Below are 25,978 nucleotides of genomic sequence, written 5' to 3'. Positions count from 1 at the left end.
TGTAACGCTTTTCAAATAACGCTCAAGAAAAATAACAAGGAGTCTGCTTATGAAACGTCGTTTCGGGATTCGTACCCTCTGCAGTACCGCGCTGGCGGTCACTGCATTCAGCCTGAGCAGTTCGCTGCTGGCCGCCGATCCGGTGAAGATCGGTTTCCTGGTCAAGCAGGCCGAAGAGCCGTGGTTCCAGACTGAGTGGGCCTTCGCCGAGAAAGCTGCCAAGGACAAAGGCTTCGAGCTGATCAAGATCGCCGTGCCGGATGGCGAGAAAACCCTCTCGGCCATCGACAGCCTTGCGGCCAACGGCGCCAAGGGCTTCGTCATCTGCCCGCCGGACGTGTCCCTCGGCCCGGCGATCATGGCCAAGGCCAAACTCAATGATCTGAAAGTGATTGCCGTCGACGACCGCTTCGTCGACGCCAATGGCAAGTTCATGGAGGAAGTGCCGTACCTCGGCATGGCCGCGTTCGAAGTCGGCCAGAAGCAGGGCGCCGCCATGGCCGCCGAGGCGAAAAAGCGTAACTGGGACTGGAAAGACACCTACGCGGTGGTCAACACCTACAACGAACTCGACACCGGCAAGAAGCGCACCGATGGCTCGATGAAGGCCCTCGAAGACGCGGGCATGCCGAAGGATCACATTCTGACCGCCGCCCTGAAAACCCTCGACGTACCGGGCAGCATGGACGCCACCAACTCGGCGCTGGTCAAGCTGCCGGACGCGGCGAAGAACCTGATCATCGGCGGCATGAACGACAACACTGTGCTGGGCGGCGTGCGCGCCACCGAAGCCGCCGGGTTTGCCGCGGCCAACGTGATCGGCATCGGCATCAACGGTACCGATGCGATCGGCGAGCTGAAAAAGCCCAACAGCGGCTTCTACGGTTCGATGCTGCCGAGCCCGCACATTGAGGGCTACAACACCGCGGCCATGATGTTCGAGTGGGTCACCACCGGCAAAGAACCGCCGAAGTACACCGCGATGGACGACGTCACCCTGATCACCCGCGACAACTTCAAGCAGGAGCTGGAGAAGATCGGCCTGTGGAACTGACGGCAGCGGCGGTCCGGGCAGCCGGGCCGCTTGAACGGTGTGATGAGGTGGCTTAAATGCACGCGCAAGTACAGACACAAGAACACAGCGCCAGCGGCAGCCTGCGTTTCAACGGGATCGGCAAGACCTTCCCGGGCGTGAAGGCGCTGGACGGCATCAGTTTCGTCGCTCACCCCGGGCAGGTTCACGCTTTGATGGGCGAGAACGGCGCGGGCAAATCGACGCTGCTGAAAATCCTCGGCGGCGCCTACATCCCGAGCAGTGGCGAGCTACAGATCGGCGAGCGGACGATGGCCTTCAAGTCCACTGCCGACAGCATCGGCAGCGGCGTGGCGGTGATTCACCAGGAGCTGCATCTGGTGCCGGAAATGACCGTGGCCGAGAACCTGTTTCTCGGTCACTTGCCGGCCAGTTTCGGCCTGATCAATCGCGGCGCGCTGCGCCAGCGAGCCTTGGCCTGCCTCAAGGGCCTGGCCGATGAAATCGACCCGCAGACCAAGGTCGGACGCCTCTCTCTCGGTCAGCGGCAACTGGTGGAAATCGCCAAGGCGTTGTCCCGTGGCGCCCATGTGATTGCCTTTGACGAACCGACCAGCAGCCTCTCAGCGCGGGAAATCGACCGCTTGATGGCGATCATCGGTCGGCTGCGCGACGAGGGCAAAGTGGTGCTCTACGTCTCCCATCGCATGGAAGAAGTGTTCCGCATCTGCGACGCGGTGACGGTGTTCAAGGACGGTCGCTACGTGCGTACCTTCGAGGACATGAGCCAGTTGACCCACGATCAACTGGTGACCTGCATGGTCGGGCGCGACATTCAGGACATCTACGATTATCGCGGTCGCCCGCGCGGTGCCGTGGCGCTGAGAGTCGATGGCTTGCTCGGCCCGGGCCTGCGCGAGCCGATCAGTTTCGATGCGCACAAAGGCGAGATTCTGGGCCTGTTCGGACTGGTCGGGGCAGGGCGCACCGAGCTGTTTCGTCTGCTCAGTGGCCTGGAGCGCAACACCGCCGGACGCCTGGAATTGCGCGGCCATGAACTGAAGCTGCGTTCGCCTCGTGATGCGATTGCCGCCGGGATTCTGCTGTGCCCGGAGGATCGCAAGAAGGAGGGCATCATCCCCCTCGCCAGTGTCGCTGAGAACATCAACATCAGTGCGCGCGGCGCCAACTCCGGGCTCGGTTGCCTGCTGCGCGGGATCTGGGAAAAGGGCAACGCCGACAAACAGATCAAGGCCCTGAAAGTGAAGACGCCCCACGCCGGGCAACAGATCAAGTTCCTCTCCGGCGGTAATCAGCAGAAGGCGATTCTCGGCCGCTGGCTGTCGATGCCGATGAAGGTCCTGCTGCTCGACGAACCGACCCGGGGCATCGACATCGGCGCCAAGGCCGAGATCTACCAGATCATCCATAACCTCGCCGCCGACGGTATTTCGGTGATCGTGGTGTCCAGCGATCTGATGGAAGTAATGGGCATTTCCGACCGCATTCTGGTGCTGTGCGAGGGCGCCCTGCGTGGCGAAGTCAGCCGCGACCAGGCCAACGAATCCAACCTGCTGCAACTGGCTTTGCCGCGCCACCGCGCTGACGGCGTGGCGAACTGAGAGGTGACTATGATGACAACCCAAAACGAAACCCTGCCGACCGAGCGCAAGCCTCTGGATATGCGGCGCTTCCTCGATGACTGGGTGATGTTGCTGGCGGCGGTCGGGATCTTTCTCGCCTGTACCTTGCTGATCGATAACTTCCTGTCACCGCTGAACATGCGCGGCCTGGGCCTGGCGATTTCCACCACCGGGATCGCCGCGTGCACCATGTTGTACTGCCTGGCGTCGGGGCATTTCGACCTGTCCGTGGGTTCGGTAATTGCCTGCGCCGGGGTGGTTGCGGCGGTGGTGATGCGCGATACCAACAGCGTGTTTCTCGGCGTCAGCGCCGCGCTGGTGATGGGCCTGATCGTCGGCCTGATCAACGGCATCGTGATCGCCAAGTTGCGGGTCAATGCGTTGATCACGACGCTGGCGACCATGCAGATCGTCCGTGGCCTGGCCTACATTTTTGCCAATGGCAAAGCGGTGGGCGTGTCCCAGGAATCGTTCTTCGTGTTCGGCAACGGCCAGTTGTTCGGCGTGCCGGTGCCGATCCTGATCACCATTGTCTGCTTCTTGTTTTTCGGCTGGTTGCTGAACTACACGACCTACGGGCGCAACACCATGGCCATCGGTGGCAACCAGGAAGCGGCGTTGCTGGCAGGGGTGAATGTTGATCGCACGAAGATCATCATCTTCGCGGTGCATGGGGTGATTGGTGCGCTGGCGGGGGTGATTCTGGCGTCGCGGATGACTTCCGGGCAGCCGATGATCGGGCAGGGGTTTGAGCTGACGGTGATTTCGGCCTGCGTGCTGGGCGGGGTGTCGCTGAGTGGCGGGATCGGGATGATCCGGCATGTGATCGCCGGGGTGCTGATTCTGGCGATTATCGAGAATGCGATGAACCTGAAGAATATCGACACGTTTTATCAGTATGTGATTCGTGGTTCGATTTTGCTGTTGGCTGTGGTTATCGACCGTCTGAAACAACGGTAATCCGCAATACCCTGTGGGAGCGAGCTTGCTCGCGATAGAGGTAGATCCGGCACTCTGATGTTGGATGTTCAGGCCTTATCGCGAGCAAGCTCGCTCCCACAGTTCATCCTGTCTACCGAACCTTCCGTCACTTCCAGATAAATACTCCTTGCTCGCTCTGTCCTGTTTCGGTTATCAATTTGTACATGATTAGACAGGTACGATTTGACAAGAAACAACGGGTGGTCGACGAGCTCGTCCGACGCATCGAAAGCGGCCTCATGGAGGACGGCTTTCTATTGCCCGGCGAGCATCAGTTGGCTCAGGAATTCAACGTCAGCCGTGGCACGTTGCGCGAAGCGCTGGCCGAACTGAAGCGGCGCAATTACATCGCCACGCAAAGCGGGGTCGGTTCCATCGTCACCTTCGACGGGGTGGTGCTCGACCAGCGCAGCGGCTGGGCCCAGGCCCTCGCCGACAGCGGGGCGTTGATCAATACCGATGTGCTGCGTCTGGAGGCCGTGACCCGCGAGGATTTGCTTCCGCGTTTCGGCTCCGATCAATTCATTCTTCTCGAGCGCCGCCGACGCTCCAACGACGGCACGGCGGTGTCCCTCGAACGCTCTCTGATGCCCGCCACCGGAGGCCTGGAAAGCCTGCCGCGGGTCGGCCTGATCGACAACTCCCTGACCATCACCTTGGCCGCCTACGGGTACGTCGGTGAGCGCGGCGATCAATGGATCGGCGCCGAACCGCTCAACGCGATGGACGCCGAACTGCTCGGCCGTCCGGAAGGCACGGTGTTCCTCAAGGCGTTGCGCACCACCTACGACCGGCAGAACCGCTTCATGGAACAGGTCGAAAGCCTGCTCGACCCGGTGCACTTCCGTCTGCACCTGCAATTTGGAGAATCAAAATGACCGCCCTCGACCGTGCCTTGGGCGCGTTTTACGGCCTGGCCCTCGGCGACGCGCTGGGCATGCCGACCCAATCCCTCAACCGCGAAACCATCAAGCAGCGCTTCGGCCAGATCACCGATCTGCAAGACGCCGGCCCCTTGCAGCCGATTGCCGCGAACATGCCCAAGGGATCGATCACCGATGACACCGAACAGGCGATTCTGGTCGGCGAGTTATTGGTCGAAGGCAAGGGCCGGATCGAACCGGCGGTGCTTGCGCAACGGTTGATCGAATGGGAAGCCGAGATGCAGGCCAAGGGCTCGCAGGACTTGCTCGGCCCCTCGACCAAACGCGCAATCGAAATGATCCTCGCCGGCCATTCGCCCGAAGAGGCTGGCCGCTACGGCACCACCAACGGCGCCGCGATGCGCATCACCCCGGTGGGAATCGCAGCGAATGTCGCCGACCCCGAGCGCTTTATCGCAGCGGTGGTGCAGGCCTGTCAGGTCACTCACAACACCACGCTGGGGATTTCCAGCGCGGCGGCGGTGGCGGCGGTGGTTTCTGCCGGGATCAACGGCCTGGACTTGGGCGAGGCGCTGAACCTCGGTCAGCAGATCGCCCAGCAAGCGGAGTCTCACGGGCACTGGGTGGCCGGTGGGCGTATCGCCTCGCGGATCAGTTGGGCGCGCAGCATCAGTGTCGAAAGCGACCCGGTGTTGCTCGCGGATCTGCTGTACGACGTGATCGGCACCTCGGTGGCGTCGCAGGAATCGGTGGTGGTGTCGTTCGCCCTCGCGCAGCAAGTCGCGGTCGGTGAAATGACGCCGTTCGATGCGCTGTGCATGGCCGCGAGCCTGGGTGGCGACACCGACACGATCGCGGCGATTCTCGGCGCCATGCTCGGGGCCTGCCTGGGCCTGCAGAGCTGGCCGGCGCCGATGATTGAAACCGTCAAAGCCGTCAACGATCTGGAGCTGGAACCGTTGGTGCAGGGACTTTTGGCCCTGCGCTGATTGGACTGACGCCATCGCTGGCAAGCCAGCTCCCACAGGTTCGAAGTGAACCTTGAGACTTGCACAGTCCCTGTGGGAGCTGGCTTGCCAGCGATGGGCGCACCAAAAATCCTGAATATTCACCCGCAATGGATCGCGCAGACAGGCCCAGGACGGGCGGGATGTCTTGTCGTTCTGCGTCATTGCCACAACCACAATAAAGGCAAACAGGAGCATTTTTCATGAGTTCATCGAACGCCGGGCAAAGCGTCGGGCAACTGGAAACCCGTGGCATCGAACCGGTGCCGGAAGGCGAGTGCAACGGCCATCCGCTGCAACTGTTCTGGGTCTGGTTCGCCGCCAACATTTCCATCCTCGGCCTGCCGCTGGGCGCCACGCTGGTGGCGTTTCGCGGCCTGGCGATCTGGCAAGCGATCATCGTCGCGATCCTCGGCGCTGCCGGTTCGTTCGCGGTGGTGGGGATCATCTCGATTGCCGGTCGCCGCGGTCGTGCGCCGAGCCTGACTCTGTCCCGGGCGATCTTCGGTGTGCGCGGCAATATCGGCCCGACGCTGGTCTCGCTGATGTCGCGCCTGGGCTGGGAAACAGTGAACACCACGACTGCGGCGTTTGTGCTGTTGTCGCTGTGCTCGATCCTGTTCGGCTCGCCGGTTGAAGCCAAAAGCGCACCGGTGCTGACCCTGATCTTCATCGCGATTTTCGTGCTGCTGACCCTGTCGGTATCTGGCCTTGGCCACGCCACCTTGCTGGTGATCCAGAAGTGGGCGACCTACGTATTCGGCGCGCTGAACATTCTGGTCGGCGGCTTCCTCTGCGCGACCATCGACTGGAGCGCGGTATTCAACGCCACGCCGGCGCCGATGAGCGCGATGATCATCGGCATCGGCACCATGGCGGCCGGCACCGGGATTGGCTGGGCCAACGCTGGCGCGGACATGTCGCGCTATCAGCATCGCAGCGTCAAAGCCGTGCGCCTGGTCGCTTCGGCAGCGTTCGGCGCGGGGATTCCATTGGTGCTGTTGATCACCCTCGGCGGCCTGCTGTCGGTGGGCAACAACGACCTCGCTTCGGCGACCGACCCGATCGTGGCGATCCGCGACATGCTGCCGACCTGGATGGCCGTGCCGTACCTGATCACCGCATTCGGTGGCCTGCTGCTGTCGAACAACCTGTCGGTGTACTCCGCCGGTCTGACCACGCTGACCCTCGGCCTGAAGGTCAAGCGTGTGTACGCGGTAGTGGTCGATATCGTTGCGATCTTCGCCGGTTCGATCTACTTCATGCTGATCGCCGACAGCTTCTACGGTCCGTTCATTACCTTCATTTCCCTGCTGGCGGTGCCGATCACTGCGTGGGTCGGGATCTTCGTGGTCGACCTGATTCACCGTCACTACTACAGCCCGAAAGACCTGCTCGACGTCAGCCCGAGCAGCGCCTACTGGTACAGCGGCGGCATCGAGTGGCGCGCTTTCGGCGCATGGGCGATTGCAATCGTGCTGGGCTTCAGTTTCACCACCATCGGCACCACGGCTGAAAATGTCTGGTTCAAGGGCTTCCTGTCCGACTCGTGGCTGGGCCACAACGGCCTCGGCTGGATCGTGACCTTTGTGGTCGCCGGCGGCATTTACTTCGTACTCGGCGGGGCGAAAGACCGCCGCGCCGCGCAAACCGAGAATGCTCATGCCTAAGATGTTGCACACCGGCCAGGTCATCATCGACCTGGTCATGGCCGTGGACGCGCTGCCGAAAATCGGTGGTGACGTGCTGGCGCAGTCCGCCAGTTTCGAAGCCGGCGGCGGCTTCAATGTCATGGCTGCCGCCGCGCGCAATGGCTTGCCGGTGGTCTATCTCGGCCGCCATGGCAATGGTCGTTTCGGCGAACTGGCACGGCAGGCGATGAACGCCGAAGGCATCCGCATCGGCATCGACCAGCCTGCAGAGCGCGACACCGGCATCTGCGTGGCGCTGACCGATGCGTCGGCCGAGCGCAGTTTCATTTCCTACATCGGCGCTGAAGGAGAGGTCACGACGGCGGAGCTGAACAGCGTTGCGGCCGAGTCGGGGGACTTTGTCTACGTCAGCGGCTACAGCCTGCTGCACAGCGGCAAGGCACAGGCTTTGCTGGACTGGACGCTGGCGCTGCCGAAGACGATCAGCGTGGTGTTCGATCCGGGTCCGCTGGTGGAGTCGCCGGACTCACCGATGATGCAGGCGTTGCTGCCGCGCATCGATGTGTGGACCAGCAACAGCGTCGAGGCATTGCGTTTCACTGGCGCGACGGACATCGAAACCGCGTTGGACCGGTTGGTCGTGCATTTGCCGCAGGATGTGCTGATGGTGGTGCGCGACGGCCCGCAGGGTTGCTGGATTCATCAACGCGGCGAGCGCCAGCATGTGCCGGGTTTCAAGGTGCAGGCCGTGGACAGCAACGGCGCAGGCGATGCGCATGCAGGCGTGTTCGTCGCTGGATTGGCGCAAGGACTGACGGCTCACGAAGCCGCCCGTCGCGCCAATGCCGCCGCCGCGTTGGCCGTCACCCGCTGGGGCCCGGCGACCTCACCGGGCACTGCCGAAGTCGATGCGCTGATCCGCGAATCTTCAGCCTACTGACCGGCCCCCTCGGAACCCGAGCCACCGGTGGTGGTTTTCGAGCCCATGCCGGAGCCGGAATTATCCGGCGGAACCGGATTGCCGGAAGTGCCGCCCTGGCGTCCCGGGTCGTTGCCCTGGGTGCGCGGGTCGGTGCCGGTGGCGGGTGGCAGGGCGTTCTCGACGCCCGAGCCATCGGTGTTCATGCCGGGGGCACTCTGGATGGCCGGAGCTTTCGGGCGCTCGACCGGATCGGTTGGGCCGGTTCCGGTGGCCGTCGCAGCGAAGGCCACGGGAGAGAGCAGGGCGGCGAAAACGAGAGCAGTCAACCTTGACGAGATCATGGGGTTTCTCCAGTGATTGGAATCCTTACCTGATCTTGGGCCGCCCTCGCGTCGCATAGGTGCCGGATGAGCGACGAACGGTTCAGTTCGTCAGCGCGTTTTTTACTGTGATTCGCCGCCACAGCAAGCGGCCGACGGTGATCGTCCAGTTCAACGCCGCCACCGCCAGAACCGTCAGCAACAGCGTCGACATGCCGTGCTCGACGATGATTTTCCCGGCCAGCAGCGGGAACCCGAACACCCCGATGAAGTACGCCAGACTGAACAGCAGCAACGCTTGCGACGTGGTGCCGACCGGCGCTTCGTTGGCTGCCAGCCCGTTGATCACCGAGTAGGTGAGGCCGTAACCAACACCGAGCATCACCGCTGCCAGCAAGTAGCTGAAACCGCTTTGTACACCGAACGCGAACAGCACGATCGAGCCCAGCATCAACCCCGACAACAGGCACGACGCGCGCAGCGGATCACGTTTGACCACATAGCCTGCGATCAACATCCGGCTGCTGATCGCAGCGCTCATGAAGCCCAGAAAGAACAGCGAATAGTCCAGAGAACGGGCGGCGGCGTAGCTGGTCTGGAAACTCGACAACCCGCCGAACACGCAACCGCCGAGACCGACCATGATGATTGGAAACAGTGCTCGGGAACTGAGCACCTGAGCAGTCGCCTGACATGAGATTCGGGCGGCTGACGTTGCCTGTGTGCCTTTCAACCGAGCACCGAGACGCCAGAACAGCAGCACGCCGATCAGGCTCGCCGCAGCCGCCAGATAGAACGCTGACGTCACCGGCAACCCCACCGCACTCGCTGCACGCCCGAGCAACGGGCCGCTGCCGATCCCGGTCATCATGCTGCCGGACAGCAGCGCAAAGTATTTCGCTCGCTGGGCCGGGCTTACCAGACTGGCAACGATGATCGGTCCCAGCGTGTAGAACACGCCCCAGCCCAAGCCGAGCAGCAACCCGAAAAACAACAGCAGATGACCGAAGCCCGGCGTCATCGCAAACCCCAGGCTCGCTGCCACCAGCAACAGCCCGAACAGCGCAATCGAGCGCGCCGCACCCAGCCAGTCGGACAGGTGCCCGGACACCAGCACCGCAACGAAGGTGCTGAGCATCGCCGCACTGATCACGCTGCCGGCGTCATGCTCGTTGCCGCCGCGAGAACCGATCAGCAGCGAGAGCAAAAACGTCGCGCCATAAGACAGCGACAGCAGATAACTGGCGAGGCAGAACAGGCCGAACAGTTTGCCCGAGACCTGGGGTGTTGCTTGAGGCATGACGCGGTTCCTTGACCGGAAAAATTGAGCGTCATCTATCTAACACGTCATGCCCGCAGCTTAGGTCTGAGCTTGCCGATCTCAGGATCGTGATTGACCGGAGTAACGCCTTCAGACCACGCCGATCTCTTCCTTGAATTGCTCCATGAAACCCTTCAGGCGTTGATGACGGATTTGCGCCAGACGTTGACCGGCAACGGTCTGGAAACCGTCGGCGAGGTGCAGCAGTTTGGTCTGAAAATGATCGAGGCAGAATCGCTTGTCGTCGTAGTCCCTTTCCCGGGCCTCGGGATCGTGCGGGTCATACAATGCGCTGCCCATGCGCCCGGCGGTGTAGAAGGTGCGAGCGACGCCGAGCATGCCGAGTGAATCGAGACGGTCGGCGTCCTGCATCAGCTGGGCTTCGAGGGTTAGCGGGGTGATGTTGGCGGAAAAACTGTGGGCTTCGATGGCGTGGATGACGGTGACGATTTTTGCTTCGGGCCAGTTCAGGTTTGCCAGCACCTTTGAGGCTTTTTCCGCCGCCAGACGCGATGCCTGTGAACGCAGTGGCGAGTTCTTTTCTACCGCGACGCAATCGTGCAGCAGCACCGCCGCGAGCAACACCTCAAGGTCGCCGCCTTCTTCCGCCTGCAACGTACGCGCGTTGTGCCAGACCCGTTGCAAATGCGACAGGTCATGAGCGCCGTCTTCCGACGGTTCCAGCGCGTGGGGCAGCAGTTCTGTGGCGAGTTCCACAAGGGGCGAGAAAGCGAAGTTGTTCATGGGCATCCTTTCGAGTGTTCGGCGGCGCTAGCCTAATCTGTGGATTGCCATGTGACGAGCGCCGCGCGGCGCCTTAGTATGGCGTTTTCCTTTTTCCGACAAGGCCCGTCCATGACGATCGAAATCCGCCCGGCGACCCCCAGCGATGCACCGCAAATCCTCGCGTTCATCACTGAACTTGCAGACTTCGAAAAGGCCCGTCACGAAGTCATCGCCAGCGTCGCCGACATCGAGCGCAGCCTGTTCAGCGAAGGCGCCACGGCCCACGGTCTGATCTGCCTGCGTGACGGTCTGCCGATCGGTTTTGCGGTGTTCTTCTTCAGCTATTCGACCTGGCTGGGCAGCAACTGCCTGTACCTTGAAGACCTCTACATCACCCCCGAACAACGGGGCGGCGGCGCCGGCAAAACCCTGTTGCGTCACCTCGCAAAAATCGCCTGCGCCAACGACTGTGGTCGCTTCGAATGGAGCGTGCTGGACTGGAACACCCCGGCCATCGAATTCTACAAATCCCTCGGCGCCCAGCCGCAGGAAGAGTGGGTGCGTTATCGCATGGATGGCAAGGTGTTACGCGAGTTTGCCGAGGGCTAAGTATATAGTGGCAATCTGATTACTGATTCGATTGTCCAAACTGCTCTGGTCCGGCATTCTACGCGCCATTTTTGCGCGCTCACGGACGACACCTGCAATGCCTCTGGCACTCTTTCTCCACGCCCGTGGAGCCTTCGCTGCGTCAACGAGTGACCGGCGATGAGCGGGCTACGGGCGTCGATCCGCCTGTACGGCCTGGTCAAAAACCTCGGCTCAAGCGACAACCCTAATCGCCAACCGGTGGACATCCTCTGCACCGTCAATCGCCTCGGTGGCACAGCCATCCGTGCGTTTGTCTCGCGGCTCGACGCCGAGCTGATGACGCGCAGTGCGGGCTACGAAAACTACCGGGTGATACCGCTGCGCACGTTCGATCCGAACGGATTCATCGATGCCCATCAAGGCTGGCTGACCCTGCACGTGTGCTGCGGTTTTGTCGCGCCTGCGGGGCAATCGATTTTCCACCAAGGTGTGCTGTCGCCGATGGGCTGGTATGTCTACTCGCAAACGGGTCGCTGGACGGACGAGCGCTATCTGGAACTCGGCCCGCAAATGGCCGAGCTGCTGCAAACCACCTACGACCAGCATCGACTGACCGGCTACAACACCTTGCTCAACCAACTCGATGACGCCACAACTGCCGAGTTGAACTGGTTTGCCGACGAAGCCTGGCAACAACTGCAAACCCTCACACCCCCGAACAGCCGCGAGCATTGTCACGCGCTGTTTGATTCCGTCGACAACCGCTGGCGTTTCGCCGTGACCGACGTCGATCTATATCAGCCTCACCCGGAACCTCTGAAGCAAGAAGCTTTGAATTGAGTGGTAAACCCGCTGCACGCGTCATCGACCCAACCGCTTGCCCACTGCCAGGCCATGGTACCAACCCGATCGTCTCCGGCTCGCCGGACGTGTTCTTCGACGGACTCCCCGCTGCGCGCATGACCGATAAATCGGCGTGCGGCAGCCCGATCACCGGCGGTGTTTCCGCCACGGTGTTCATCAACGGCCTGAATGCCGCGATGCTCGACAGCACTGGAGGGCATGGCAATGTCGTGGTCGGTGGGTCGGGGACGGTGATTATTGGACAGAGCGGGGGAGGGGCGGCGTTTAGTGGCTTGTTGCCGATGCCGGTGCATTTCAATGATCGGATGCAGGTGACGAACGAGGCCACCGGAGAGCCGGTCCCCAATCATCCCTATGCAATCCAGCGAGGTGATGGGCGCGTTGAGCATGGCATTACTGATGAGCAGGGTTTTACCCATATGATCAGCTCTCATTTGCCAGAAACTATCAAACTGTTTGTAGAGTGATCGAAATGGAAGTCGAAAATCCCGCGCTCAAAGATTGCAAGACTGAGGCCGCGAGCCATGAGTTGACCTGCAAAACTGATCAGTCTGTCAAGGCTTATGCAATTAAAGTTAAGAAGATTGTTGTGTTTTTTATCGGTGGTGCCGGTGACAAGGAACAGTATTATCAAGACCAGCCACCTCATAGGAATGTGGTAAACGCACAACGATTGATGTCAAGTAAACTCGCTGGGGTGCCGATAGAAAAATTTCGAACGGTATATTTAAGCTACAAAGATGTGCGCGGTAAAAAGGATATCAATAAATATGTATTGAGTTATTTGGGTGGCGATAAGTCAGTCTATGTCAGCATCGTGGGTCATAGTTTGGGTGGGTGGAATGGCGCTCATCTTTCAGCAATCCTGAAAGAAGAAGGGTATACGGTGAAGTCATTGGTCACCCTCGACCCTGTAGGGGGTGGTATGGGGGTGTGGATGATTTCTGATATTTACTTTACAACCCCGAAACCGAGTGCAGATTACTGGATCAATGTATTGGCAAAACCTGACAATCCCAATGACTCTGACAATGTGGCCGAGCTTGGAGAGCGTTGGCTCATGAAATCGGGTCCGGATCTTGATTTTTCGGTAAATGCCAACCATGAAGCGGCCGGTACTTTGTTTGGAACAAAGGCACAAGGGGGACAATCGGCTTGTGAGCTTGTTGCTGAACGAATGCTTAAGTATCTGGAGCCTTGAAATGAGAATTTTACTTTCGGTCATTGCTTTTGTTTTTTTAGTGGCGTGTTCCAAAAAAATCGTGGTTCCTGGCTCTGAGATAGAGTTTGTTTCGATGGGGGATAACGGCAGTAGTCCTCTTCTTGAAGTTAAATTCAGTTCGGCGAGTGATCTGCTGAACTTTTTCCGGATCAATGCCGGGCAAAGTCAGGTGGGAAATGCGTTGATATGTTCGTTGGATGATGAGGTGTTCTTCAAGGAAAGGCAGCAATTGAAGATGTATTTAGAGGGTGACATGGTAGCGGTGGATAGGGCAGGAGATGGATTGCGATATATCTATTCAGCGAGTGTGTTTGCCATGCAAACATTGGATGGGGGAACGTCGGGTACATTCATTTCTGAAAAACAGTTATTGGAAACACTGCACAGTCGTGATGTCGTGATGTGCAGGTTTTTGACAGCTTCACATTGGTATGGGCCGTATTACTCCGAACCGATGAAAGTTCCTGCGCAAGCTTTTGTTCAAGCGATACGGCACAAGCACGGATTGGATTGAATGCGCCGGTCGATTCATCCCAAAATATGGGATGCAAAATTACATATTGAGATTTCAGGCCCGAGAGGTCTATAGTCCAGCTCACTCACTGCCAATAACAAAACAGGTGAAGCGATGCTGGCGCAATTGATCGCGCTCGATTGGGGGACGACCTCACTACGTGCTTACAAACTCGCGGCGGGCGGGCAGGTGCTGGCGCAGCGGTCGCTGTCGTTCGGGATCATGCAGTTGCCGAAGACGCCACGGATCATCAACGGTCGCGAATGCGCCGATGGTTTCGAACTGGCGTTCGACGAGGCGTGCGGCGACTGGCTCGACGCGCAACCGGACTTGCCGGTGATTGCCTGCGGCATGGTCGGCAGCGCCCAAGGCTGGCGCGAAGCGTCCTACCGCGATACGCCGGCCAACGTCGCCGATCTCGGAAAAACCTTGCAAACCGTTCGCAGCCTGCGCGGTGTCGATGTGCATATCGTGCCGGGTGTGATTCAGCGCTCGACGCTGCCGAACGTGATGCGCGGCGAGGAAACCCAGGTCCTCGGCGTCCTGCAGAATCTGCCGGTCGAGGCGGGCAATGATCTGCTGATCGGCCTGCCGGGCAGTCATTCGAAATGGGTGGAAGTGGCCGACGGCTGCATCACCCGCTTCGACACCTTCATGACCGGCGAAGTGTTCGCCGTACTCAGCGAACACAGCATTCTCGGCCGTACCCAACAGCACAGCGCGACGTTCGACGCCGAGGCCTTTGATCGCGGCGTGCAGGTGGCGCTGTCGGCGGAGGGCGAGATCGGCGTGCTGTCGACCCTGTTCAGCGCCCGCAGCCTGGGCCTGACCGGCGAACTCAGTGCCACTGCGCAACCGGACTATCTGTCCGGCCTGCTGATCGGCCATGAGCTGACAGCATTGGCCGCCGTGCAACGATGCCGGCGCAACAGCACACATCTTCCTTCGATCATCCTCATCGGCAACGCGCAGTTGTGCGCCCGCTACACCCGTGCGCTCGACGCCTGCGGATTCGCCCGGGCAACCCTGGCCGAACAGGCTACCGAGCGTGGTCTGTGGCAACTGGCGCGCGCCGCCGGACTGATCGATTCCTCATCCCGTTAACCCTGACTGGAGGCCTGACATGCTCAAGCAAGCACTGGCGCAAAACGGTCTGATCGCGATCCTGCGCGGCCTGCATCCGCAGGAAGCTGCATCTGTCGGAGACGTCCTGTATGCGGCCGGATTTCGCGTCATCGAAGTACCGCTCAATTCCCCTGCACCGTACGAAAGTATTCGCATCCTGCGTAAGACCCTGCCCGCCGATTGCCTGATCGGTGCCGGCACGGTGCTGACCCCGGAACAGGTCGAATCGGTGAAGGAGGCCGGCGGCCAGGTGATCGTCATGCCCCACAGCGATGCCAAGGTGTTGCGGGCGGCGAAAGCGGCGGGGCTGTATCTGTCGCCGGGCGTTGCCACCCCGACCGAAGCCTTTGCGGCACTGGAGGAGGGCGCGGACATTCTCAAGCTGTTCCCGGCCGAGCAGATGGGCCCTGCGGTGGTGAAAGCCTGGCTGGCGGTGTTGCCGGTCGGGACGATTCTGGCGCCGGTCGGCGGCATCACGCCGGACAACATGCAGGCGTTCATCGACGCTGGCGTCAAAGGCTTCGGCCTCGGTTCCGGGCTGTTCAAACCGGGCATGACGACTGAGCAAGTGGCAGCCAATGCCAAGGCCTACGTGGCGGCCTGGAAAGCCCTTCACTAAGACTTTTCGGCGCTGCGTGCGCTGCATCTAACAAGAGAGACAAGCAGATGAAAATCACCAAACTCACCACCTTCATCGTCCCGCCGCGCTGGTGCTTCCTGAAAGTCGAAACCGACGAGGGCGTGACCGGTTGGGGCGAGCCCGTGGTCGAGGGCCGTGCCCACACGGTCGCTGCAGCGGTTGAGGAATTGTCCGACTACCTGATCGGCAAAGACCCACGCAACATCGAAGACATCTGGACTGTGCTGTATCGCGGCGGCTTCTACCGCGGCGGCGCGATCCACATGAGCGCCCTGGCCGGCATCGATCAGGCGTTGTGGGATATCAAGGGCAAAGCCCTCGGCGTGTCGGTCAGCGACCTGCTCGGTGGCCAGGTGCGGGACAAGATTCGTGTGTATTCGTGGATTGGCGGTGACCGTCCGGCGGACACCGCGCGGGCCGCGAAAGAGGCGGTAGGCCGTGGTTTTACGGCGGTGAAAATGAACGGCACCGAAGAGCTGCAATTCCTCGATACCTTCGAAAAGGTCGATCTGGCGCTGGCCAACGTTGCCGCCGTGCGTGATGCGGTCGGGCCGAACGTCGGCATCGGCGTCGACTTCCATGGCCGGGTGCACAAACCCATGGCCAAGGTGCTGATGAAGGAACTCGACCCGTACAAGCTGATGTTCATCGAAGAGCCGGTGCTCAGCGAAAACTACGAAGCGCTGAAAGAACTGGCACCGTTGACCAGCACCCCGATTGCCCTCGGCGAGCGACTGTTTTCGCGCTGGGACTTTAAGCGGGTGTTGAGCGAAGGTTACGTCGACATCATTCAGCCGGACGCGTCCCACGCCGGCGGCATTACCGAAACCCGCAAGATCGCCAACATGGCCGAAGCCTACGACGTGGCGCTCGCACTGCATTGCCCGCTGGGGCCGATTGCGCTGGCGGCGTGTCTGCAACTGGACGCCGCTTGTTACAACGCGTTTATCCAGGAGCAGAGCCTGGGCATCCATTACAACGAGAGCAATGACCTGCTCGATTATGTGAAGGATCCACGGGTGTTCGACTACGACAAAGGCTTCGTGAAAATCCCCAACGGCCCGGGCCTGGGGATCGAGATCAACGAGGAATACGTGATCGAACGCGCGGCGGTCGGCCACCGCTGGCGCAATCCGATCTGGCGTCATGCCGATGGCAGCTTTGCCGAGTGGTGAGTCTTTCCTGACAAACCACTGAACCTTGTGGGAGCTGGCTTGCCAGCGATAACGGACTATCTGACACATCAATGTTGGATGGGCCGCCGTCATCGCTGGCAAGCCAGCTCCCACAGGGTGGGCAGTGCAAGTTTCACTCCCGACCTCAATAAACATAAGAAGAGGCGCTCCCCATGCAACCGCAAACCCTCACCGGGCAAGCGACGTTAGTCACGCCCAGCCGCAAGCGATTTTTCATCATGGTGTTGCTGTTCATCACCGTGGTCATCAACTATCTCGACCGCAGCAACCTGTCGATTGCCGCCCCGGCTCTGACGACGGATCTGGGCATCGACCCGGTGCACGTCGGGCTGATCTTTTCCGCGTTCGGCTGGACCTACGCCGCCATGCAAATCCCCGGCGGCTGGCTGGTGGATCGGGTGCCGCCGCGCATCCTTTATAGCGTCGCGCTTCTGTTATGGTCGCTGGCTACGGTGATGCTCGGTTTCGCCGCCAGTTTCATTGCGCTGTTCGTGCTGCGCATGGCGGTCGGTGCGCTGGAAGCGCCGGCGTATCCGATCAACAGCCGCGTGGTGACGACCTGGTTCCCCGAGCGTGAGCGGGCCACCGCCATCGGCTTCTATACCTCCGGACAGTTTGTCGGGCTGGCGTTCCTGACTCCGGTACTGGCGTGGCTGCAACATGAATTCGGCTGGCACATGGTGTTTGTCGTGACCGGCGCGGTGGGCATTGTCTGGGCGGCGATCTGGTACGCGGTGTATCGCGAGCCACGGGATTTCAAAGGCGTCAACGAAGGCGAAATCGACCTGATCCGCGAGGGCGGCGGGCTGGTGGACATCGCCGCCGAAACCGCCAAGGTGAAAGCGAAATTCAGCTGGACCGACCTCGGCATCGTCCTCAGCAAACGCAAGTTGTGGGGGATCTACCTCGGCCAGTTCTGCCTGAACTCGACGCTGTGGTTTTTCCTGACGTGGTTCCCGACTTATCTGGTGAAATATCGCGGCATGGACTTCATCAAGTCCGGCCTGCTGGCGTCGCTGCCGTTTCTCGCCGCCTTCATTGGTGTGTTGTGTTCAGGGTTCTTTTCCGACTTCCTGATTCGTCGTGGCTACACCGTGGGCTTCGCGCGCAAGTTGCCGATCATTGGCGGGCTGCTGATTTCCACCTCGATCATCGGCGCCAACTTCGTCGAATCGACGCCGTTGGTGATTGCCTTCCTGGCCCTGGCGTTTTTCGGCAACGGGCTGGCGTCGATCACCTGGTCGCTGGTCTCGACACTGGCGCCGGCGCGGTTACTGGGCTTGACCGGCGGGGTGTTCAACTTCATCGGTAACCTGTCGGCGATTGCCACGCCGATTGTCATCGGCTTCCTGGCCAGCGGCGATTCGTTCGCTCCGGCGATCACCTACATCGCGGTTCTGGCCTTGATCGGTGCTTTGTCCTACGTGCTGCTGGTGGGCAAGGTCGAGCGCATCGAGTTGTAGTCGGCCATCTCGGGCGACCATAATGCCGCCCGTTCCCTCGCTCAACGCTAAAGGCTGGATATGCAGGAAGACGCCCCGAAAAATGCCAAGGACGCCGCGCCGACCGGCACCCAGACCCTGCTTCGCGGGTTGGGTGTGGTGCAGGCCGTCGCCAGTGGTGCCCGCGATCTCAAAGAGATTGCCCGCCTGATTGGCACCACGCGCAGCACCACCCATCGTCTGGCCAGTTGTCTGGTGGACGAGCGCTACCTGCGTGTCGTGCCGCAAGTCGGTTATCTGCTGGGGCCTAAGCTGATCGAACTGGGTTTCCAGGCGCGCGAAGAATTGCCGCTGGTGACGTTGGCCGGGCCGTATCTGGACGAGCTGTCGGCACTGACCGGCGACACGGTTCACCTGGGAATCCGTGAAGGCGACGAAGTGCTGTACCTGTTGAAGAATCCGGGGCGCAACGGCCCGGAAATGCGCTCGCGGGTCGGCCATCGCATGCCGCTGGCGCGGACCGGGATCGGCAAGGCCTTGATGCTGGATGACGCGCCGCAGGACTGGCAGCGTCTGTACGACATCAGTCTGCCGGCGGGTGGGAAAAGTCAGTTCTGGCCGCAGCATCCCCAGCAGTCGTGGGAACAGCTGGAGCAACGGATGACCGAGTACGTGGCCGGTGGCTACGCGTTCGATCTGGAGGACAACGAACCGTCGATCCGCTGCGTGGCGGCACCGATCCGCGATGCGAGCAAGCGCATCGTCGCGGCGATCAGCATCGCCAGCACCGTGCCGTACATGCCGCTGGAAAAAATGGCCGAGCTGATTCCCCTGATCAAAGGGGTCACGGCCCGGCTCTCGGCAGAACTTGGTTTAAAAGTGCAGGTTTGAAGGTTTAAAGCTTCAGGGTCGCCATGTCGATCACGAAACGGTACTTCACATCACCGGCGATCATGCGGGCGTAGGCCTCGTTGATCTGGCGGATGTCGAGCATTTCGATGTCGCAGGTGATGTTGTGTTCGGCGCAGAAATCCAGCACTTCCTGGGTTTCGGCGACGCCACCGATCAACGAACCGGCCAATACGCGGCGACCCAACACCAGTTTCGCGGCGTGAACCGGCGGATCGATCGGCTCGATCAGGCCCACCAGAATGTGCACGCCGTCGAAGCGCAGGGTGTCGAGGTACGGGTTGAGGTCGTGCTGCACCGGAATGGTGTCGAGCAGGAAATCGAAGTAACCCGCTGCGGCTTTCATTTGATCTTCGTCGGTGGAGACAATGACGTGATCGGCGCCCTGACGACGACCTTCCTCGGCCTTGCTCGCCGAACGGGTGAACAGGGTCACTTCGGCGCCCATGGCCTTGGCGAACTTGATGCCCATGTGACCGAGGCCGCCCATGCCGAGAATCCCGACCTTGTCGCCGGCCTTCACGCCGTAGTGCTTGAGCGGCGAGTAGGTGGTGATGCCGGCGCAAAGGATCGGCGCGGCGCTGGCCAGGGCGAGTCTTTCCGGAATCCGCACCACGAAGTGCTCGCTGACCACGATGCTGTCCGAATAACCGCCCATGGTATTGCTGCCATCGACCCGATCCGGGGTGGCATAGGTCATGGTCGGGCCTTCGAGGCAGTATTGCTCGAGGTTCGACTGACAGGCTTCGCAGGTGCGGCAGGAGTCGACCATGCAGCCGACGCCGACCAGATCGCCGACCTTGTGCTTGGTGACATTCGCACCGACGGCGGTGACTTTTCCGACGATCTCGTGGCCGGGCATCAACGGGTAAACGGCGATGCCCCATTCGTTGCGCGCCTGGTGGATATCGGAGTGGCAGACGCCGCAGTACAGAATTTCGATGGCGACGTCGTCGGCCCGTGGGCTGCGGCGTTCGAACTTCATCGGGGCGAGGGGCGTGGTGGCCGTTTGAGCGGCATAGCCGATGGCGGTGTACATGTGAAACCTCGCAGAAGCAGTGACAAGTGAGGCGGCGCATTCTGGGCGCCGTCCGGTCGTCCGGCCATGGCGATTCCTCCGGGTGTCATGCCTAATCCTCCGGCATGCGGGGTTGATCGGTCGCATTGGCAAAAGGATCTGCGATGATGCTTTCATCCCTTTTTACGTGATTTTTCTGAAGAGCCACCCGATGCAATTGACCCGTCACCTTGATGCCAACGCCACCCTGGTTTCGCTGATCGAACCGCTGGCGCTGCGCGATGGTTACAGCCAGACCGGGCTGCCGGGCGTGCAGGTGTTGCGCGCCAGTTGCGACGTCGCCCGTGGCCCGCACATTTATGAACCGAGCCTGATGATCATCGCCCAGGGCAGCAAACTGGCGTATCTGGGGCCGCGCACCATGGAGTACGGTGCCGGGCATTACCTGATTCAGGCGTTGCCGGTGCCGTTCGAGTGCGAAACCTATGCGTTGCCGGACGCGCCGTTGCTGGGTGTATCGGTGGCGATCGACCGGGTGCTGCTCGGTGAACTGGTGCTGGCCATGGGACTGGCGCCGGGGCGGCATATTCCGGCGCAGACGCCGGAGTCGATGACCTCGGTGGTACTCGACGATGACATGCGTGGTTGCGTCGAGCGCTTGCTGCGATGCCTGCACGATCCGCTGGAATGCCAGATTCTCGGGCCGGCGCGGGTGCGTGAATTGTTGTTTGTCGCGTTGCGCGGACCTCAGGCCGATGTACTGCGGGCACTGGTCGAGCAGCAGGGGCAGTTTGCCCGGGTGGCGGCTTCGATCAGCCATTTGCACTCGCATTACACCGAACCGTTGAACGTCGAGACGCTGGCCAGCTGCGCGAACATGAGTGTGTCGACCTTTCATGAGCATTTCAAACGCAGCACGTTGCTGTCGCCGGTGCAGTATCTGAAGCGTTTACGTTTGTTGAAGGCGCAGACGCTGTTGATCGCCGAGGGGCTGGGGGTGGCGCAGGTGGCGCATCGGGTGGGGTATCAGAGCACGTCGCAGTTCAGTCGCGAGTACAAACGCTATTTCGAGCGCAGTCCGGGGGATGAGCGCGCGGCTTGATCCTGTACAAATTGCAGGCAACAAAAAGGCCCCCATAAAGGGAGCCTTGATGTTCAGCGGTTCGACTTATATGTTCCGTTTACATATTTGGATACGTCGGGCCACCGGCGCCTTCCGGCGTCACCCAGGTGATGTTCTGCGAAGGGTCCTTGATGTCACAGGTCTTGCAGTGCACGCAGTTCTGGGCGTTGATCTGGAATCGCTTCTCGCCGTCTTCCTTGGTGATTACTTCATACACGCCGGCCGGGCAGTAGCGCTGTGCCGGCTCGTCGTACAGCGGCAGGTTCTTGCTCAGCGGGATGGTCGGGTCGGTCAGTTTCAGGTGGCATGGCTGTTCTTCTTCATGGTTGGTACCGGAGATGAACACCGAGCTCAGCTTGTCGAAGCTGATCTTGCCGTCGGGTTTCGGGTAGTCGATCTTCTTGCAGTCGGCGGCGAGCTTGAGGCAGGCGTAGTCCGGCTTGGTGTCGTGCAGGGTGAACGGCAGTTTGCCGCCGAAGATGTTCTGGTCCAGCCAGTTGAAACCGCCGCCGACGATGGCGCCGAACTTGTGGATCGCCGGGCCGAAGTTGCGGCTGGCGAACAGTTCTTCGTAGAGCCAGCTCTTCTTGAAGGCGTCGACATAAGTGGTCAGCTCTTCGGTGCCGTCCTTTTCAGCGAACAGCGCATCGGCGACGGATTCAGCGGCGAGCATGCCGGACTTCATCGCGGTGTGGCTGCCCTTGATCTTGGCGAAGTTCAGGGTGCCGAGGTCGCAACCGATCAGCGCGCCGCCCTTGAACACCATTTTCGGCAGCGAGTTCAGGCCGCCCTTGCAGATTGCGCGCGCGCCGTAGCTGATGCGCTTGCCGCCTTCCAGGTACTGCTTGAGCACCGGGTGATGCTTGAGGCGCTGGAATTCGTCGAACGGCGACAGGTAGGTGTTGCTGTAGGACAGATCGACGATCAGGCCGACCACAACCTGGTTGTTTTCCAGGTGATAGAGGAAGGAGCCGCCGGTGTTCTCGGTGCCCATGATGTCCATCGGCCAACCGGCGGTGTGCACTACCAGGCCTGGCTGGTGTTTGGCCGGGTCGATTTCCCAGATTTCTTTCAGGCCGATGCCGTAGTGCTGGGCGTCGGCCTCGCTGTCGAGGTTGTAGCGTTTGATCAGTTGCTTGCCGATGTGGCCACGGCAGCCTTCGGCGAACAGCGTGTATTTGCCACGCAGTTCCATGCCTGGGGTATACAGGCCTTCTTTCGGATGGCCTTCACGGTCGACGCCGAGGTCGCCGGTGATGATCCCGCGTACCACGCCGTTTTCATCGATCAGCGCTTCCTGAGCGGCGAAGCCCGGGTAAATTTCCACGCCCAGGTTTTCGGCCTGCTGAGCGAGCCAGCGGCACAGGTTGCCGAGGGAAATAATGTAGTTGCCTTCGTTGTGCATGGTCTTGGGCACAAAGAAGTCAGGAATTTTCTGCGCGCTTTCGGCGTTTTTCAGCACGAAAATGTCATCGCGGGTGACTGGCGTGTTCAGCGGGGCGCCGAGTTCCTTCCAGTCCGGGAACAGTTCGTTCAGGGCCCGTGGTTCGAATACGGCACCGGACAGGATGTGCGCGCCGACTTCGGAGCCTTTTTCGACCACGCAGACGCTGATTTCCTTACCGGCTTCGGCGGCCTTCTGCTTCAGACGGCAGGCGGCGGACAGGCCAGCGGGGCCGGCACCGACGATGACCACGTCGAATTCCATGTATTCGCGTTCCACAGGCTATCTCCTACTCAAGGCTCAACAGTTTTTTTTCTAATTTGGAGGTTTGGTGTCGTATCCGTTATTGCCTTTACGTTAACGTCAAGGGTAATAATGGGCAAACCACCTTTCTCTCTAGGCGGCGCATTATATCTACACCACTCTTAGCGTCCAATACAAACGTTTGTTTGAATCGGCTCCAGCCCAGAGAAATCAAAGAAGCGCGGCTTATGACAGGGCATTTTGGCGTATTGACCAGAATGGGCGTTCCGGTCAAGATACGGGCGGTTTTGCGCTCGCCGTAGGCTGAATGGTGGTTTCAAGAGCACCTCTAAAGACAGGGCGTAGGCGGTAACCGGTGATGCGCAGCGCAGGTTCGGCGCGCAGTTTACACACCGCGAAGCGGCATGACTCGTCGGTCACGACTGACGAACGGTCATCCCGCTCAGCCGGCGTTTTTAGAGGTGCCCTTGTGCCCGATGAGCATCAACCGCCAGGTTCGCCTAGGCGACTTTCTTTTCACCGGAGAGTAACGAGGAATCCATGAAGGTTCTTGTAGCTGTCAAACGCGTTGTGGATTACAACGTCAAGGTTCGCGTCAAGGCGGACAATTCCGGCGTAGACCTCGCCAACGTCAAGATGTCGATGAACCCGTTCTGCGAAATCGCAGTGGAAGAAGCCGTACGCCTGAAAGAAAAAGGCGTTGCGACTGAAATCGTCGTCGTCTCCATCGGCCCGTCCACCGCTCAGGAACAGCTGCGTACCGCACTGGCTCTGGGTGCCGACCGCGCCATCCTCGTCGAATCCGCTGAAGACCTGACTTCCCTGGCCGTGGCCAAGCTGCTCAAGGCTGTGGTCGACAAGGAACAGCCGCAGCTGGTGATCCTGGGCAAACAGGCCATCGACAGCGACAACAACCAGACCGGCCAGATGCTCGCTGCACTGAGCGGCTACGGTCAGGGCACTTTCGCCTCGAAAGTCGAAGTCTCCGGCGACAGCGTTGCCGTGACCCGCGAAATCGACGGTGGCGCACAGACCGTTTCCCTGAAACTGCCGGCCATCGTCACCACCGACCTGCGTTTGAACGAGCCGCGCTACGCGTCCCTGCCAAACATCATGAAAGCCAAGAAGAAGCCTCTCGAGACGCTGACTCCGGACGCTTTGGGCGTTTCCACCGCCTCCACCAACAAGACCCTGAAAGTCGAAGCGCCGGCTGCACGCAGCGCGGGCATCAAGGTCAAGTCGGTGGCTGAACTGGTCGAGAAACTGAAAAACGAAGCGAAGGTAATCTAAATGACTATCTTGGTTATTGCTGAACACGACAACAAAGTGCTGGCCCCGGCCACTCTGAACACCGTGGCTGCCGCTGCCAAAATCGGTGGCGACATCCACGTTCTGGTTGCCGGTCAAGGCGCCGGCGCCGTGGCTGAAGCCGCCGCGAAAATCGCTGGCGTGAGCAAAGTCCTGAATGCTGACAATGCTGCCTACGCGCATCAGCTGCCGGAAAACGTCGCTCCGCTGGTTGCTGAACTGGGCAAGGGCTACAGCCATATCCTGGCTGCCGCCACTTCCAACGGCAAAAACATCCTGCCGCGCGTTGCCGCCCAGCTGGACGTTGACCAGATCTCCGAAATCATCTCGGTCGAAAGCGCTGACACTTTCAAGCGTCCGATCTACGCCGGTAACGCCATCGCTACCGTGCAATCGACCGCTGCGATCAAAGTGATCACCGTGCGTGCCACCGGTTTCGACCCGGTTGCCGCTGAAGGTGGTTCGGCTGCTGTTGAAGCGGTTGCCGCTGCCCACAACGCCGGCACTTCCAGCTTCGTCAGCGAAGAACTGGCCAAGTCCGACCGTCCTGAGCTGACCGCTGCCAAGATCGTCGTTTCCGGCGGCCGCGGCATGCAGAACGGCGACAACTTCAAACACCTGTACGCTCTGGCCGACAAGCTGGGCGCCGCTGTGGGTGCTTCCCGCGCCGCGGTCGACGCAGGTTTCGTACCGAACGACATGCAGGTCGGTCAGACCGGCAAGATCGTTGCGCCACAGCTGTACATCGCCGTCGGTATCTCCGGCGCGATCCAGCACCTGGCCGGCATGAAAGACTCCAAAGTGATCGTTGCGATCAACAAGGACGAAGAAGCGCCGATCTTCCAGGTGGCCGATTACGGCCTGGTGGCGGATCTGTTCGAAGCCGTACCTGAGCTGGAGAAGCTGGTCTAATCCGGCAGCTTCACTTATAAAGAGCCCGACCTTTTGGTCGGGCTTTTTTTTGTCTCGGATTTGAGTGGGAGCGTTTCGCCATGGATCTGCATCGTCGGTTGGGCTGCTCGTGGTTGCTGGGGCTGGCATTGTTGCCGGGCCTGTCGGTGGCGGCGGGCAAATGCGAGCGGCTGGTCGTCACCGGCAGCCCGGATGCGCCGCCGTACCTTTGGCAGGATCCGCAGAACCCCAAGCAACTGATCGGCGCCAGTGCCGACCTGTTGCAACAGGTGGCGAAGGAGCTGGGGATCAAAGTCGATCTGTTGTACGCCGGCAAGCGTTCCCAGGCCCTCGACGAAGTGCGCAGCGGGCGCATGGACATGCTGGCCGACGCGCCGCTGACTTTCAATGAGCTGGAAAACCTCGACTACATTCACCCGCCGTTGCTGGAAAACGATTACCTGGTGTGGACACGCAAGGGCTCGACGCTGGTCTACAGCGAAGCCAAGGACCTGCACGGACATACCGGCGGCTTGTCGGAAAAGTCTCGAATGACCCCGGCATTCAGCACTTTCGCCGAGCAGCAATTGACCCTGACCCGTACGGCAAACCTGACCCAGGCGTTTCAGAAACTTCTGTTGGGCGAGGTGGAATATGTACTCGCCGGTCGTTACTCGGGCATGGCGGCCGCGCAGGCATTGGGCATGGCCAGTGATCTGTTGGCCTTCGAACAACCCATCGACCAGCCGGGTCTGTTCCTGGCGGTTTCGCACAACTCGGCCTGCAACGATCCGTGGTTGCGCGGACAGCTGGCCAAAAAGATGACAGAATTGCCCGCGTCCGGCCTGACGGAAGCCGCGCTGCAACGCAACATCGAGCGCTGGAAGGCGCAGCAGCAACAGCCGCCGCAACCACCTGTCAGCGCCCCAAAACAGTAG

26 protein-coding genes are annotated in these 25,978 nt (G+C 60.6%); 21 read left to right on the top strand and 5 right to left on the bottom strand.

What is annotated here, in order from left to right; genetic code table 11:
* Positions 1-49: 49 nt before the first annotated feature.
* The 7 genes from IHQ43_RS21215 to IHQ43_RS21185 all read left to right on the top strand — a co-directional run bounded on the left by IHQ43_RS21215 (position 50) and on the right by IHQ43_RS21185 (position 8,140).
* The gene (locus IHQ43_RS21215; protein WP_192562005.1) at positions 50-1,054 is read left to right on the top strand and encodes a substrate-binding domain-containing protein; all 1,005 of its coding nucleotides are present in this window, start codon (positions 50-52) and stop codon (positions 1,052-1,054) included.
* Positions 1,055-1,110: 56 nt separating this feature from the next.
* Complete coding sequence (gene araG / locus IHQ43_RS21210; protein ID WP_192562004.1) at positions 1,111-2,655, top strand: L-arabinose ABC transporter ATP-binding protein AraG; 1,545 nt, start codon at positions 1,111-1,113, stop codon at positions 2,653-2,655.
* A 12-nt stretch (positions 2,656-2,667) separates the two neighbouring features.
* Positions 2,668-3,636, top strand: a complete 969-nt coding sequence (gene araH, locus IHQ43_RS21205; RefSeq protein ID WP_192562003.1) for an L-arabinose ABC transporter permease AraH — start codon at positions 2,668-2,670, stop codon at positions 3,634-3,636.
* 185 nt (positions 3,637-3,821) lie between these two features.
* A complete protein-coding gene (locus IHQ43_RS21200) occupies positions 3,822-4,535 on the top strand; it encodes a GntR family transcriptional regulator (RefSeq protein WP_192562002.1) in 714 nt (237 codons plus the stop codon).
* Entirely contained in the window at positions 4,532-5,530 is a 999-nt protein-coding gene (locus tag IHQ43_RS21195; protein WP_192562001.1) for an ADP-ribosylglycohydrolase family protein, read from the top strand. The genes IHQ43_RS21200 and IHQ43_RS21195 overlap by 4 nt, the downstream gene beginning before the upstream one ends.
* Before the next feature lie 221 nt (positions 5,531-5,751).
* On the top strand, positions 5,752-7,218 hold the full coding sequence (locus tag IHQ43_RS21190) for a purine-cytosine permease family protein (protein WP_192562000.1): 1,467 nt from the start codon (positions 5,752-5,754) through the stop codon (positions 7,216-7,218).
* Positions 7,211-8,140 carry a PfkB family carbohydrate kinase gene (locus IHQ43_RS21185; protein ID WP_192561999.1) on the top strand — a complete coding sequence of 310 codons (930 nt, stop codon included), beginning with the start codon at positions 7,211-7,213 and terminating at the stop codon, positions 8,138-8,140. Before IHQ43_RS21190 ends, IHQ43_RS21185 begins: the two co-directional genes overlap by 8 nt.
* Here IHQ43_RS21185 and IHQ43_RS21180 read toward each other — a convergent pair.
* The 3 genes from IHQ43_RS21180 to IHQ43_RS21170 form a co-directional block, all read right to left on the bottom strand.
* Positions 8,134-8,463 (bottom strand): hypothetical protein, encoded by a 330-nt coding sequence (locus IHQ43_RS21180; protein WP_007950836.1) that lies wholly within the window; start codon positions 8,461-8,463, stop codon positions 8,134-8,136. The two genes, IHQ43_RS21185 and IHQ43_RS21180, sit on opposite strands and share 7 nt — an antisense overlap.
* Positions 8,464-8,545: 82 nt before the next feature.
* Positions 8,546-9,742: an MFS transporter gene (locus tag IHQ43_RS21175; RefSeq protein WP_192561998.1), complete on the bottom strand. Its 1,197-nt coding sequence runs from the start codon at positions 9,740-9,742 to the stop codon at positions 8,546-8,548.
* 111 nt (positions 9,743-9,853) lie between these two features.
* Positions 9,854-10,507: an HD domain-containing protein gene (locus IHQ43_RS21170; protein ID WP_192561997.1), complete on the bottom strand. Its 654-nt coding sequence runs from the start codon at positions 10,505-10,507 to the stop codon at positions 9,854-9,856.
* A 111-nt stretch (positions 10,508-10,618) separates the two neighbouring features.
* On the opposite strand from IHQ43_RS21170, the gene IHQ43_RS21165 reads away from it, so the two are divergent.
* From IHQ43_RS21165 to IHQ43_RS21120, 10 genes are all read left to right on the top strand, one after another.
* Positions 10,619-11,098: a GNAT family N-acetyltransferase gene (locus IHQ43_RS21165; protein WP_041475599.1), complete on the top strand. Its 480-nt coding sequence runs from the start codon at positions 10,619-10,621 to the stop codon at positions 11,096-11,098.
* Positions 11,099-11,257: 159 nt separating this feature from the next.
* On the top strand, positions 11,258-11,920 hold the full coding sequence (locus tag IHQ43_RS21160) for a hypothetical protein (protein ID WP_192561996.1): 663 nt from the start codon (positions 11,258-11,260) through the stop codon (positions 11,918-11,920).
* Positions 11,917-12,411 carry a PAAR domain-containing protein gene (locus tag IHQ43_RS21155; RefSeq protein WP_192561995.1) on the top strand — a complete coding sequence of 165 codons (495 nt, stop codon included), beginning with the start codon at positions 11,917-11,919 and terminating at the stop codon, positions 12,409-12,411. The genes IHQ43_RS21160 and IHQ43_RS21155 overlap by 4 nt, the downstream gene beginning before the upstream one ends.
* 5 nt (positions 12,412-12,416) lie before the next feature.
* Positions 12,417-13,145, top strand: a complete 729-nt coding sequence (locus IHQ43_RS21150) for an alpha/beta hydrolase family protein (protein WP_192561994.1) — start codon at positions 12,417-12,419, stop codon at positions 13,143-13,145.
* A gap of 1 nt (position 13,146) precedes the next feature.
* Positions 13,147-13,680 carry a hypothetical protein gene (locus IHQ43_RS21145; RefSeq protein WP_192561993.1) on the top strand — a complete coding sequence of 178 codons (534 nt, stop codon included), beginning with the start codon at positions 13,147-13,149 and terminating at the stop codon, positions 13,678-13,680.
* Between the two features lie 114 nt (positions 13,681-13,794).
* Positions 13,795-14,784, top strand: a complete 990-nt coding sequence (locus IHQ43_RS21140; protein WP_192561992.1) for a 2-dehydro-3-deoxygalactonokinase — start codon at positions 13,795-13,797, stop codon at positions 14,782-14,784.
* A 19-nt stretch (positions 14,785-14,803) separates the two neighbouring features.
* On the top strand, positions 14,804-15,424 hold the full coding sequence (locus tag IHQ43_RS21135; protein ID WP_192561991.1) for a 2-dehydro-3-deoxy-6-phosphogalactonate aldolase: 621 nt from the start codon (positions 14,804-14,806) through the stop codon (positions 15,422-15,424).
* Between the two features lie 47 nt (positions 15,425-15,471).
* Positions 15,472-16,620 carry a galactonate dehydratase gene (gene dgoD / locus IHQ43_RS21130; RefSeq protein WP_007950849.1) on the top strand — a complete coding sequence of 383 codons (1,149 nt, stop codon included), beginning with the start codon at positions 15,472-15,474 and terminating at the stop codon, positions 16,618-16,620.
* Positions 16,621-16,793: 173 nt separating this feature from the next.
* Positions 16,794-18,104 (top strand): MFS transporter, encoded by a 1,311-nt coding sequence (locus tag IHQ43_RS21125; RefSeq protein WP_192561990.1) that lies wholly within the window; start codon positions 16,794-16,796, stop codon positions 18,102-18,104.
* A 60-nt stretch (positions 18,105-18,164) separates the two neighbouring features.
* On the top strand, positions 18,165-18,974 hold the full coding sequence (locus IHQ43_RS21120) for an IclR family transcriptional regulator (protein ID WP_192561989.1): 810 nt from the start codon (positions 18,165-18,167) through the stop codon (positions 18,972-18,974).
* Positions 18,975-18,978: 4 nt separating this feature from the next.
* Here IHQ43_RS21120 and IHQ43_RS21115 read toward each other — a convergent pair whose 3' ends face one another.
* Positions 18,979-20,031, bottom strand: coding sequence for an NAD(P)-dependent alcohol dehydrogenase (locus IHQ43_RS21115; protein WP_192561988.1), 1,053 nt, complete (start codon positions 20,029-20,031; stop codon positions 18,979-18,981).
* A gap of 190 nt (positions 20,032-20,221) precedes the next feature.
* On the opposite strand from IHQ43_RS21115, the gene IHQ43_RS21110 reads away from it, so the two are divergent.
* Positions 20,222-21,112 carry an AraC family transcriptional regulator gene (locus IHQ43_RS21110; RefSeq protein ID WP_007950856.1) on the top strand — a complete coding sequence of 297 codons (891 nt, stop codon included), beginning with the start codon at positions 20,222-20,224 and terminating at the stop codon, positions 21,110-21,112.
* Positions 21,113-21,191: 79 nt separating this feature from the next.
* Here IHQ43_RS21110 and IHQ43_RS21105 read toward each other — a convergent pair whose 3' ends face one another.
* On the bottom strand, positions 21,192-22,856 hold the full coding sequence (locus IHQ43_RS21105; RefSeq protein WP_192561987.1) for an electron transfer flavoprotein-ubiquinone oxidoreductase: 1,665 nt from the start codon (positions 22,854-22,856) through the stop codon (positions 21,192-21,194).
* Positions 22,857-23,381: 525 nt separating this feature from the next.
* Between IHQ43_RS21105 and IHQ43_RS21100 the strand changes: the two genes are divergently transcribed.
* The 3 genes from IHQ43_RS21100 to IHQ43_RS21090 all read left to right on the top strand — a co-directional run bounded on the left by IHQ43_RS21100 (position 23,382) and on the right by IHQ43_RS21090 (position 25,978).
* Entirely contained in the window at positions 23,382-24,131 is a 750-nt protein-coding gene (locus tag IHQ43_RS21100) for an electron transfer flavoprotein subunit beta/FixA family protein (protein WP_007950859.1), read from the top strand.
* Positions 24,132-25,061 carry an electron transfer flavoprotein subunit alpha/FixB family protein gene (locus tag IHQ43_RS21095; RefSeq protein WP_085710904.1) on the top strand — a complete coding sequence of 310 codons (930 nt, stop codon included), beginning with the start codon at positions 24,132-24,134 and terminating at the stop codon, positions 25,059-25,061. It abuts the gene before it with no gap.
* A gap of 80 nt (positions 25,062-25,141) precedes the next feature.
* Complete coding sequence (locus IHQ43_RS21090; protein WP_192561986.1) at positions 25,142-25,978, top strand: substrate-binding periplasmic protein; 837 nt, start codon at positions 25,142-25,144, stop codon at positions 25,976-25,978.

The organism is Pseudomonas gozinkensis (genome assembly GCF_014863585.1).
Lineage (GTDB): Bacteria > Pseudomonadota > Gammaproteobacteria > Pseudomonadales > Pseudomonadaceae > Aquipseudomonas > Aquipseudomonas gozinkensis.
The sequence above is the reverse complement of the archived record's forward strand: the minus strand, read 5'-3'. Positions and strand labels throughout refer to the sequence as shown.